The sequence below is a fragment of the Candidatus Synechococcus spongiarum SH4 genome (genome assembly GCF_000586015.1).
Classification (GTDB): Bacteria; Cyanobacteriota; Cyanobacteriia; order PCC-6307; family Cyanobiaceae; genus Synechococcus_B; species Synechococcus_B spongiarum_F.
The window spans coordinates 1-8304 of record NZ_JENA01000058.1; the positions used below are offsets into that span (position 1 = coordinate 1).

An 8304-nucleotide genomic window follows, 5' to 3' on the forward strand; every position below is an offset into this window, starting at 1 on the left:
TGGGTGGTCTCGGGGTCAGCGGGGCGGGCTGTGTTGCCAACGATCTCTGGGATCGCTCCATTGACCGCCAAGTGCAACGCACCCGGCAGCGTCCTCTGGCCAGTGGCGCTCTGGGGGCGCCGACGGCCGTGGTGGCGTTGCTGGCCCTACTCGTGCTGAGCCTGGCGGTGGCCCTGACGCTCCCCCATCGCACCCTCTGCCTCTGGCTGGCGGCCCTATCCCTGGCGCCCATCCTGCTCTATCCAGGCGCCAAGAGGGTTTTCCCCTACCCCCAGTTGGTCCTGGCCTGCACGTGGGGGTTTGCGGTGCTGATTCCCTGGGCCGCTGTCCGGGGAACGTTGGCGGACAGTCCGGTGCTGTGGTTGGCCTGGCTGGCCACGCTGCTGTGGAGTTTCGGGTTTGATACGGTCTATGCCATGGCGGATCAAGCGGATGACCGTCGCATCGGCATCCACAGCAGCGCCCGCAGTCTGGGGTCCCAGGCGGCGCCGGTGGTGGGCTGTTGTTACGGCCTCGCCATGGGGTGCCTGGGGCTGGCTGCCGCCATGGCCGGGGTGCAGCCCTGGTGGTGGCTGTTCTGGTTGGCGGCGGCTTGGGGGATGGGGCGGGAAGTGGCGCTGCTGTGGCGCCGCCGTGATCCCCCGGCCCGTTTCTACGGCCTGCGCTTTGCCGCGCAAGTGAAGCTGGGCAGTCTCCTGCTGCTGGGCCTGGTAGTGGGTCGCGCCGGTCTGGCGTAACGTCTTCCGGCCCATGAGCCCTGCACCTGCCTCCCTCACAGCCTGCCCCCTCTGGCTGCAACGTCGACTGAAGGCGGCCGGCGGGGCCGTATCCTTCGCCACCTATATGGAGTGGGTGCTCCAAGATCCGGAGCACGGCTATTACGGCCGTGGTCACGTGGCATTCGGGCGGCGGGGAGATTTCGTGACCGCCCCCAGCCTGGGGTCCACCCTGGCCACCCTGCTGTTGCCCCAGGTGCTCCAGTGTCTGGATGCCCTGGCTGCCACAACCGAGGCCCTCAGCCTGGTGGAGTGGGGGCCGGGCGACGGGGGGCTGAGCCGTGATCTGGCCGTTCTCCTGGCCCAGGCCCGTCCCCGGTGGCGGCAACGATTGCAGTTGGTGCTGGTGGAAACCAGCCCCGCCCTCCGGCAGCGTCAGATCCGGCAACTTCAGCATCAGCCCTTGCCCTGGCGCCACGCCCATCCCGCCCAACTGGCCGCCGCCCCCGTCACCGGCGTGCTCCTGGCCAACGAATTGCTGGATGCCTTGCCGGTGGAGCGTTTTACCCGGGGGGAGGATGGATGGCGCTGGCAATGGGTGCATTGCCGGCGGGGCCACCTGGACTGGTGTCCGGGGCCACCGCTGTCTGCCGAGGTTCCGGCGCTGCTGGAGGCCGTGGGCATCCATCTCGCTGGCCATGTCTTCCCCGTGGGCTGGACCAGCGAGTTAGCCCTGAGTCAACGGTCCTGGTGCGGGGCGGCAGCGGCAGCGTTGCAACAAGGCTGGCTGTGGTGTCTCGATTACGGCCACAATGCCCGGCGCTACTACAGCCCCCGGCGGCCGGACGGAACCTTGATGGCCTATGCCCGACACCAGGCCATGGGCAATCCCTTCCTCCGGCCTGGCGAGATGGATCTCACTGCCCACGTCTGCACCGATCTGCTGCGCCACTGGGCCGAGGAGGCGGGCTGGACATGGTGTGGCGAGGTGAGCCAGGGGCAAGGCCTGCTGGCCCTGGGCCTGGCCCGGCGCCTGAGCCGCCTCGGTGAGGCGGACGGCCCCCCTTTGGCCCAGCGGCTCGCCCAGCGGGAGGCGTTGCTGCGACTGGTGGATCCCGCCGGGCTGGGGGGATTCCGCTGGTTGGTGTTTCACCGGGGCTGCCCGACGCCGGCGCCTGGGGAGCTGCTGGTCTTGAAGGAGCCGCCAGGGAGAGGGAATGGAGACTATGCCCGTTTTGCAGGCTAACCAAGAGAATCTTTGACCAGATGCCAAACTTCGGATAGGCCCGCCCCTGCAGCGAAGACAAGGGCAACAAGTACGACAAGGCCTGTTGTCATGGGATTGAGTCCCAAGACGGCCAAGCCAGGCAGACCGCCAATTGCCGCTAAAAGGGCAGTGATCTCAGCGGCTGACAAATTGCTCATGCCAAGCGGCAGCAAAAGAGCCGTGATCTCGCCAACCGGCAATTTCACTCCGACTAAATCAAGAGGATCAACCAGACGATGAACAATCCCTTCCAGCTTCTCCTTGTCTCCAAGGGGCAACAATTCAAAGAGATGTAATACAAAATTCTTGACTTGTTGCGGATTTGCCCGGGCCAGCAAAGTGGCAGCCATATTCTTTGCAGTGTCCAGAGCTTTCTGAGGGATTCTCCCGTCCCATCTCTTGAAGCGACCGGGACTCTCGGGATCCTGATCTTCTGCCAGGTCTTCTTGTTGGCCAGGGGTAGAAACATCAGCTAAGTTCGTGACAGCTATTGGAGACCCGGGAAAAGAGCTGTGGCTATTCGCGCCATAGGAGGCTGGTGTACACCAGATGGAAAAGAATATGAGCAGGGCCGCAAACAGGGGGAGTAGATGTGGCATGCCGATGGGAGTGGACGGGGAAGTTGACGAAGTCGACTATCAAGCAAGCAGGGAAACCAGATGAACCGGCTGTTGCCACCCTTTTCCACGTTAGAGGATACCCCCCAACAGCCCTACCGCAACGCCTTCAGCGCCTGCCCCACCCGCTCGGCGCTGATGTCGTCACGAATTTCCACCCGACCGAGGGCGCGGGGCGCCACGAAGCGCACCCGCCCATGGCGCACTTTCTTGTCGCTGTTCAGGCAAGCCACCACAGAAGCCGGATCCAGGGGGGGCCAGCGAAGGGGCAGGCCGGCTTTGGCCAGCACCCTGGTCTGGCGTTGCTGCTCCCCCTCCTGCCAATGGCCCTCCCGGCTGGCGATCCAGCCCATGGCATGCATCCCCAGGGCCACCGCCTCCCCGTGGAGATAGGTGTTGTATCCCGTCAGGGTTTCCAGGGCATGGCCCAGGGTGTGGCCATAGTTGAGGATGGCGCGGCGGCCGCCTTCCTGCTCATCGGCTGCCACCACGGCGGCTTTGGCGGCAGCGGAGCGGCATAGCAATTCCATGAGCAGGGCCGGTCCCACCGCCGTGGCGGAACCGAGATCCTCCGCTTGCTCCAGTTTGGCGAACAGGTCCACGTCGCCAATGACCCCGTACTTGATCACCTCCGCCATACCCGCTTGAAACTCCCGCTCCGGCAAGGTGGACAAGGTGTCCGGGTCCACCAGCACCAGACGGGGTTGATGGAAGGCGCCGATAAGATTCTTGCCGCCCGGGTGGTTCACGCCGGTTTTGCCGCCAATGGCGGCGTCCACCATGGCCAGCAGGGTGGTGGGCATCTGCGCCACGGCGATGCCCCGCAGCCATGTGGCGGCGGCAAAGCCCGCCATGTCCCCCACCACGCCACCCCCGAGGGCCAGGATCAGGGAGCCCCGCTCCAGGTGTTCCCGCCAGCAGGCATCGTGAATCCGGGCCACGGTGGCGGGGGTCTTGTGGGTTTCTCCCGCATCCACCACCAGGGAACCGGCGGTGAAGCCGGCGGCCCCCAATGCCTCCATGACCCGGGTCCCATAATGGTGAAAGACGATGGGATTGCTCACCACCAGCACCTTGAGCCCCGCCCCGTACCCCAGCCGCCGCAACTCTTCCCCCACATGGAACCGGCAACCCCTGCCGATCACCACCTCATAGCCCCTCTGGGCCAGGGCAACAGGAATGCGTTTCAGGTTGGCGGCGGCCACGGCGACGGGATCTCTGCACGGTGATTCTCCCCTGCCATGACCCCATCCAGCCGCTCTGCAACGCCATGGCTGTTCCTCATGCCTGCGTTGCTGTTGTTGTCCCTGTCGGTGCTCATTCCGGCAGTGTTGGCGTTGTTGATGAGCTTCACCCGCAGCGGCCTGGACGTGAGCGAACCCCTCACCTGGGTGGGCTTGAGCAATCTGCGACGCCTGTTGGCCGATGCCGTGTTCCGACGGGTGCTGGGCACCACGGTGCTCTATCTGGTGGGCGTGGTGCCCCCCATTGTGGCCGGTTCCCTGGCTCTGGCCATTCTGGTGAACCGCAAGCTGCCCGGCATCCGGTTGTTGCGGGCCGCCTACTACACCCCCGTGCTGGTGTCCATTGTGGTGGCGGCCATTGCCTTCCGCTGGCTCTACGGGGAGAACGGCCTCCTCAACGGTCTGCTGGTCACCTGGCTGGATACGGACCCCATCGGTTTTCTGACCGATCCACGGCTGGCCCTGGTCTCCGTCATGGTGGTGACCTTCTGGAAGGGGATCGGCTATTACATGGTGATTTTCCTGGCGGGTTTGCAGGGGATTCCCACGGAGCTTTACGAGGCGGCCGCCCTGGACGGCTGCCGGGGCTGGCGCGTCCATCTGCACATCACCCTGCCCCTGCTGCGCCCCTACGTGGTGCTGGTGGCCGTGATCTCCGCCATTGCCGCCACCAAGGTGTTCGAGGAGGTGTTCCTCATGACCCAGGGCGGCCCCGCCGGCAGCACCCGCACGCTGGTCTACTATGTGTACGACCAGGCCTTCCGGGAACTGGACATCAGCTATGCCTGCACGGTGGGCCTGGCCCTGTTCCTGCTGGTCATGCTGCTGACGCTGGTGCGCTTCAGCGTGGCCCAGGGCAGTCGTTTCCTTTGATTGGGAGAACTGCAACCATGGGGGTGGGCATCATTGGAGCGGGGCAACTGGCCCAGATGCTGGCCATGGCGGCCAAGGGCATGGGCATCAGCCTGGTGGTGCAGGGTCCCTGTGGAGAGGATCCCGCCGTCGGGGCGGCCAGTGGCTGGGTGCAGGGTCCCCTGGGGGCGCCGGCGGCGGTGAAGGCCCTGGCGGAACAGGTGGACGTGATCGGCTTCGAGAACGAACTGGTTGACCTGGGGCGCCTCCAATCCCTGGAGCAGGCCGGGGTGGTGTTCCGTCCCTCCCTGGACACCCTCTCCAGCTTGACGGACAAGCGGCGACAGCGGCACATCCTCCAGGACCTCAACATCCCGGTTCCCGCCTGGATTGACCTCACCGAGGCACTGGCGCGCCCGGGGCGCCTCGATGATCTGGGTTATCCCCTCATGGCCAAGGCCGCATCCGGCGGGTATGATGGCCGGGGTCTCCGGACCATTGACGACGGCGAGGCGCTCAAGGCACTTGCGGAATCCGTGTGCCCGGAAGACTGGTATCTGGAGCGCTTTGTGGACTTTGAGCGGGAGCTGGCCATGGTGGGGTCCCGCTCGACTACGGGAGAGATTCGCTGGTATCCCTTGCTGGAAACCCGTCAGCTTGGCCAGGTGTGCGCCACGGTGCTTGCCCCGGCATCCGTGCCCCAGAGCGTGGAAGCCCGCGCCATCACCATCATCGGCTCCATCCTGCAGCAACTGGACTACGTGGGTGTGCTGGCGGTGGAACTGTTCTGGGCGCCGGAAGGCCTCCTGGTGAACGAACTGGCTCCACGCACCCACAACTCCGGCCATCTCACCATTGAAGCCTGCGCCACCAGCCAGTTTGAACAGCATCTGCGGGCTCTGACAGGCGCATCCCTGGGGCCGACGGACCTGTGTACGCCAGGGGCCTTCATGGTGAACCTGCTGGGGTTTGAAGACAGCCGGAAGACCTATGCCCAGGAACAGGAGGCCCTGGCGGCCCTCTCCGGCTTTCATCTCCATTGGTACGGGAAGCGGATCAGCCGCCGGGGCCGCAAACTGGGTCACGTGACCCGCTGCCTCACCGGTTCCACCCCTGCCCAACGCCAACAGGACATCAAGGACAGCCTGGCGGCCGTGGATCGGATCTGGCCGGTATCCCGGACCATGGCTTAGGATAACGGCGGAACTGCTGCGTTGGTCTTTTGCTTTCTCCAGTGTTCTGATCTGACTCCCTTTCGATGTGGGAGGCATGTCGCGACGGTGAAGTAGACTGGCCTTTGCGCCAGAAATGGATCCCAGCTTTTGCTTCCCCCCTGGCTGATCCCAGGTCGAAACCTGAGGCAGGACGGCATGGCGGTTCCAACTTTAGAGCCATCTCTGGAATCAGGTCCTCAACGATCCAGAATGCGCCGCACCGCCTTCTGGATCACGGCCTTCTCCAGTTGGGTGGTGATAAACACCTCCTGGCTGGATCGACCCTTGCGGGCGATGGCCTTGAAACCGCCTCCCCACGGCAGGGGTCTGGTAATGCGCAGTTGAAAGGTTTCCGCATTGGCGCCCCCATGGCGGATGACCGCCGGGGTACAGGTTGTAATCCCCTCCACTGCGGCCAGCTTCCTGAGAACCTTGAGCAGTCCTGGGATGTAGGTGGAGTGGGTGACAACAACGCGACCCATGGGGCACACCCCTGACAACGTGCTGACGTGACGGTCCCATTGTGGGGCCTGGCGGCCGGGGGCGGGTGGTCTTGATGGGCCGGGGGATCGGTGGTCAGCCTCAGACCGGCTCCAGGGGCGCCATGGTGAGACCGTGGTGACCCAATTGCCCGTGGTAGAGTTCGGCCTGCTCCTGGGGACCTGTCCAGACCACCGCACTTCCTTCGCCGTCAACCTCCTGAGCCATGGCCCAGGCCCGATCCCGGGTCAGCCCCGGGAGGAACGTCACCAGGCACTTCACCACATGCTGAAACGTGTTGACATCATCATCCAGAACGATGATGCGGTAATGGGGGTAAGGCCGGCGCCGGAGAGCCGTGTCTCTGGCTGGTCGTACGGCCAGCCGTTCCTTGAGGGTGCTTGTCATGGCAACGGTACTGTGGGCAATCACAGCAAATGCAGATATCTACACCATGGGATACCCACATTTCGCGCTATCGTGAAGTGGCCATGACAGACTTTTTCATGTTGATTTCCATTGGCTGGGCTGCTCTGGCCGCAATGTTCAGCCTTTCCATTGCGTTTGTGGTCTGGGGGCGTGACGGCGATAACACGCTCAAATTCTGAGACCCTCTGATCCGATAGCCCGAGTCCCCGTTCCGAGTGCAGATGGCGGAAATCTTGACGGTGAGCCGTGCGTTGGGCCTCACGGCCTTGGCGCTGCTGCTGTTTGTCACGGCTGGCGTCGTGTATCTGTCCCTCATGGAAGCCAGCGACAGGCGGCGCCGCCGCGAACCGGAGCAATCCCCGCCCCGCAAAAAGCGTTGAGGCTGAGAAGGACGGCAACAGCACCGGCGAAGCCGGATGGCTAGGCGTCTTCTTGCGGCAGAAGGGCAGCCAGCTTGCGGCGGAACTCCCCTTTGGGCATGCCTCCTTTCATGTCGCCATGGATGGTGAAAGCTCCTTCAGGGTCGCTGACCACCAGATAGGTGGGCCAGCCCATGCCTTCCTTGTTGGGATACCGGGCCAGGAGGACTTTCCTGTAGCGCCGGTAGGTGTCCGTGTCCTGGAGCATCACGGTGATCAGTTCAGCCCCCAACTCCGTGGCCACCTTGGCGTCGTAGTGGGCCATGCGATGGCAGGCGCCGCAATCTTTGGAACTGAACTTGAGCACGGTGAGCGTCATGGCGTAAGGCCCTGAACATCCGCAGTTTAGGCCCTGGCCCCTGGAGACCGAATCGCTTCGGGAGCGCTCTGCTCAACAGCCTCAATGGCTTCCAGCCGCAGGGCGCGAAGCTGCCGGCCCAATTCAGGTCCCCGGGGCACGCCGGCCGCGAGGAGTTGTTGAGCCGTCTGTCGCGGCTGAAGCTGGCGCCAGCGGAGACGCCAACGCAGCAGGGGGCGACGGGGCTGGAGTCCCCATGCCAGCGCCAGGGCCACCGCCTGCTCCATGGCCACGCCGGATACACGCCGAGGACCTGTAGCGCCAGGCCATCCCTCCAAAGCAGCCGTCCACTGACCTGCAGACCAGTTTTGCCCTGGCGCCATGGGGGGTCTTCCCCCATCAAAGCCTTTCAAAAAACTCCAGCCAAGGAGGAGCTATAGAATAGGGAGTTGTCAGATCAGCTACGAGAGGTTTAATATTTTTTATAGGAGCGCTGTTTCTACATCCCTCCCCATTGCCGAGATTGCCGAGGATCAGGTGCGGTCTTTCTTCAAGTTCACTGCTGTTTCGGCACCCATACTGGCGGGTGCTGCTCTTCTTGCTTCATCTACCCCAAATCTCAGGGCTAGCTTGTCCCCGCTGCCGATTCCTCCGGCACTCACCTCCGGGACATCGGCTTCCAGGGAACAAGACGACACCCAACCCCTGGTCTGGGTGCAGTTGGAGCAGGACGGCTCGTACCTGACGTTGGCCGAGGCCCTCAAGCTG

At 64.1% G+C, this 8304-nt stretch carries 13 protein-coding genes and 1 other RNA gene; 8 read left to right on the top strand and 6 right to left on the bottom strand.

What is annotated here, in order from left to right:
* A partial coding sequence (locus tag BG35_RS0104115; RefSeq protein WP_025781824.1) for a 4-hydroxybenzoate polyprenyltransferase occupies positions 1–737 on the top strand: 737 nt, incomplete at its 5' end.
* 13 nt (positions 738–750) lie between these two features.
* Entirely contained in the window at positions 751–1962 is a 1212-nt protein-coding gene (locus BG35_RS0104120; RefSeq protein WP_025781825.1) for a class I SAM-dependent methyltransferase, read from the top strand.
* Here the strand turns inward: BG35_RS0104120 and BG35_RS13030 are convergent.
* Positions 1959–2582: a hypothetical protein gene (locus tag BG35_RS13030; protein WP_161632528.1), complete on the bottom strand. Its 624-nt coding sequence runs from the start codon at positions 2580–2582 to the stop codon at positions 1959–1961. The genes BG35_RS0104120 and BG35_RS13030 overlap by 4 nt on opposite strands.
* A 113-nt stretch (positions 2583–2695) precedes the next feature.
* Positions 2696–3805, bottom strand: coding sequence for a 3-dehydroquinate synthase (gene aroB / locus BG35_RS0104130; RefSeq protein ID WP_025781827.1), 1110 nt, complete (start codon positions 3803–3805; stop codon positions 2696–2698).
* Between the two features lie 36 nt (positions 3806–3841).
* Here aroB and BG35_RS0104135 point away from each other — a divergent pair, with 36 nt between their 5' ends.
* From BG35_RS0104135 to ssrS, 3 genes are all read left to right on the top strand, one after another.
* Positions 3842–4717 (top strand): carbohydrate ABC transporter permease, encoded by an 876-nt coding sequence (locus tag BG35_RS0104135; protein WP_025781828.1) that lies wholly within the window; start codon positions 3842–3844, stop codon positions 4715–4717.
* 17 nt (positions 4718–4734) lie between these two features.
* Complete coding sequence (locus BG35_RS0104140) at positions 4735–5889, top strand: 5-(carboxyamino)imidazole ribonucleotide synthase (protein WP_025781829.1); 1155 nt, start codon at positions 4735–4737, stop codon at positions 5887–5889.
* Positions 5890–5896: 7 nt separating this feature from the next.
* Positions 5897–6080: non-coding RNA, 6S RNA (gene ssrS / locus BG35_RS11990), on the top strand.
* Between the two features lie 27 nt (positions 6081–6107).
* On the opposite strand, the gene BG35_RS0104145 is transcribed toward ssrS, so the two are convergent.
* Positions 6108–6392 carry a DUF2103 domain-containing protein gene (locus BG35_RS0104145; RefSeq protein WP_025781830.1) on the bottom strand — a complete coding sequence of 95 codons (285 nt, stop codon included), beginning with the start codon at positions 6390–6392 and terminating at the stop codon, positions 6108–6110.
* A 100-nt stretch (positions 6393–6492) separates the two neighbouring features.
* Positions 6493–6798 (bottom strand): ATP-dependent Clp protease adapter ClpS, encoded by a 306-nt coding sequence (gene clpS, locus BG35_RS0104150; RefSeq protein WP_025781831.1) that lies wholly within the window; start codon positions 6796–6798, stop codon positions 6493–6495.
* An 83-nt stretch (positions 6799–6881) separates the two neighbouring features.
* Here clpS and BG35_RS0104155 point away from each other — a divergent pair, with 83 nt between their 5' ends.
* Together BG35_RS0104155 and BG35_RS13325 are read left to right on the top strand one after the other, a co-directional pair.
* Positions 6882–6998, top strand: a complete 117-nt coding sequence (locus BG35_RS0104155) for a cytochrome b6-f complex subunit PetN (RefSeq protein WP_373276963.1) — start codon at positions 6882–6884, stop codon at positions 6996–6998.
* 42 nt (positions 6999–7040) lie between these two features.
* Positions 7041–7199: a hypothetical protein gene (locus BG35_RS13325; RefSeq protein ID WP_173399733.1), complete on the top strand. Its 159-nt coding sequence runs from the start codon at positions 7041–7043 to the stop codon at positions 7197–7199.
* 40 nt (positions 7200–7239) lie between these two features.
* Here BG35_RS13325 and BG35_RS0104165 read toward each other — a convergent pair whose 3' ends face one another.
* Both BG35_RS0104165 and BG35_RS0104170 read right to left on the bottom strand, forming a co-directional pair.
* Positions 7240–7557, bottom strand: coding sequence for a TlpA family protein disulfide reductase (locus BG35_RS0104165; RefSeq protein WP_025781833.1), 318 nt, complete (start codon positions 7555–7557; stop codon positions 7240–7242).
* Between the two features lie 26 nt (positions 7558–7583).
* The gene (locus BG35_RS0104170; protein ID WP_152535166.1) at positions 7584–7919 is read right to left on the bottom strand and encodes a hypothetical protein; all 336 of its coding nucleotides are present in this window, start codon (positions 7917–7919) and stop codon (positions 7584–7586) included.
* Between BG35_RS0104170 and BG35_RS13035 the strand changes: the two genes are divergently transcribed.
* Positions 7918–8304: hypothetical protein (locus BG35_RS13035; RefSeq protein WP_161632529.1), on the top strand; the 387-nt coding region annotated here is incomplete at its 3' end. The two genes, BG35_RS0104170 and BG35_RS13035, sit on opposite strands and share 2 nt — an antisense overlap.

Bases quoted from the DNA above. Each gene is read 5' to 3' on its own strand.
- BG35_RS0104120 (WP_025781825.1), top strand. From the start codon at position 751: ATGAGCCCTGCACCTGCCTCCCTCACAGCCTGCCCCCTCTGGCTGCAA.
- BG35_RS0104170 (WP_152535166.1), bottom strand. From the start codon at position 7,919: ATGGCGCCAGGGCAAAACTGGTCTGCAGGTCAGTGGACGGCTGCTTTG.
- BG35_RS0104135 (WP_025781828.1), top strand. From the start codon at position 3,842: ATGACCCCATCCAGCCGCTCTGCAACGCCATGGCTGTTCCTCATGCCT.
- BG35_RS0104140 (WP_025781829.1), top strand. From the start codon at position 4,735: ATGGGGGTGGGCATCATTGGAGCGGGGCAACTGGCCCAGATGCTGGCC.
- BG35_RS13325 (WP_173399733.1), top strand. From the start codon at position 7,041: ATGGCGGAAATCTTGACGGTGAGCCGTGCGTTGGGCCTCACGGCCTTG.
- BG35_RS0104145 (WP_025781830.1), bottom strand. From the start codon at position 6,392: ATGGGTCGCGTTGTTGTCACCCACTCCACCTACATCCCAGGACTGCTC.
- BG35_RS0104165 (WP_025781833.1), bottom strand. From the start codon at position 7,557: ATGACGCTCACCGTGCTCAAGTTCAGTTCCAAAGATTGCGGCGCCTGC.
- BG35_RS0104155 (WP_373276963.1), top strand. From the start codon at position 6,882: ATGACAGACTTTTTCATGTTGATTTCCATTGGCTGGGCTGCTCTGGCC.
- BG35_RS13030 (WP_161632528.1), bottom strand. From the start codon at position 2,582: ATGCCACATCTACTCCCCCTGTTTGCGGCCCTGCTCATATTCTTTTCC.
- clpS (WP_025781831.1), bottom strand. From the start codon at position 6,798: ATGACAAGCACCCTCAAGGAACGGCTGGCCGTACGACCAGCCAGAGAC.